The following is a 1,286-nucleotide window of genomic DNA, read 5'->3' as shown; positions in this document are numbered from 1 at the left end:
CCCATAAGCAATCAGACTAACAATGTATTAACAGTTCCAAGATAGGTTCGAACTGGATCAATGCCTTGATTTTCTTACATTTGCAGTGTGCCTATCAGTAAGAAATCGTTTTAAAGGACTGATTCAGATAACAATAAGAGTTAATCCAAGGATAAGATTATGAAAAAACTCTCAAAGATTATGTGCGCCGTCATTGCAGCTTCAGGCTTTGCTGCTGCCCCGTCAATCGCTGCAACCACTTATGTTGGTGCGAAAGTCGGGATGGGGTGGCTCGATAGTGCTTGTGTAGACAGTGTGAACTGTGAAGATGATTCCGTTGCCGGTGGTCTTTACGGTGGCTACAACTTTACCGATAACATTGCACTGGAATTAAACGCAGATTACCTAGGTGACTATGACACTAGTTTTAATTACAACGGGACAACTCAACGCTACAGTGATTCCATTATTGCAATATCGTTGAGCCCAATGTACCGATTAGCGATCAAACAAGAGTTTGATGTCTTCTTCAAAGCTGGCCCAGCTTACATCATGCACGACGATGAAGATGATGTGGTACTGGCTCTGGGTATCGGTGCTGAGAAACAGTTTGCCGACGACTGGGCTGTGAGATTGGAATACCAATACTTCGATGATTTTGACGATAAGATCATCCAAGACCTAAACTCCAACCTTGTCACTGTAGGTCTTAGCTACAATTTCGGCACAGGTAATACAACCGCATCAGCGGCTGCAGCTTCTGCGGCGGCTGTGACTCAAGCACCTTCTGAACCAATCGCAGAGCCAGAAACTGTGGTTGTTGAAGAGGAAGCTGAGGTGGTGGTTACCAAAGCGCAAACTGAGAGCTTCTCTCAAGGTACATTTGCGACTAACAGCACAGAGCTTTCAGACGAAGGTAAAGCCGCTATACAGCCAATTGTGGAAGTCTTACAAACATACCCTCAGTCTACTGTTAACATTGTTGGTCACACAGATTCAACAGGTGCAGCTGAGTACAACATGATGATCTCTAAGAAACGTGCGGCAGCAGTAGCAGCATACATCGAAGAGCAAGGCATTGAGTCAAGCCGCATTACCGCTTCTGGTGAAGGGGAAGAAAACCCAATCGCATCCAACGATACGGCTGAAGGTCGTGCACAAAACCGTCGTGTCGAAGCAACAATTCCAAGCTTCGAGTACCAAGAAGACGTTCAAGTTGAAGAGGTTATCGTAGAGACAGTGGAATAGTCGCATCCCGCCGCAATCACGATGTTTTCCTTAATAATAAGGGCGGAGCACTATTAAGT

1 protein-coding gene is annotated in these 1,286 nt (G+C 45.4%); it reads left to right on the top strand.

Going from position 1 to position 1,286, the window contains the following annotated elements; translation table 11 throughout:
* Positions 1–159: 159 nt before the first annotated feature.
* A complete protein-coding gene (locus BCT81_RS26865; RefSeq protein WP_102426439.1) occupies positions 160–1,227 on the top strand; it encodes an OmpA family protein in 1,068 nt (355 codons plus the stop codon).
* The last annotated feature ends 59 nt before the right edge of the window (positions 1,228–1,286 follow it).

The organism is Vibrio sp. 10N.261.52.A1 (genome assembly GCF_002876325.1).
GTDB classification, from domain to species: domain Bacteria; phylum Pseudomonadota; class Gammaproteobacteria; order Enterobacterales; family Vibrionaceae; genus Vibrio; species Vibrio chagasii.
This window is presented reverse-complemented; position numbering and strand designations above follow the sequence as displayed.

What these genes read in the sequence shown, in the direction of transcription:
- BCT81_RS26865 (WP_102426439.1), top strand. Translation starts at nt 160, where the DNA reads ATGAAAAAACTCTCAAAGATTATGTGCGCCGTCATTGCAGCTTCAGGC.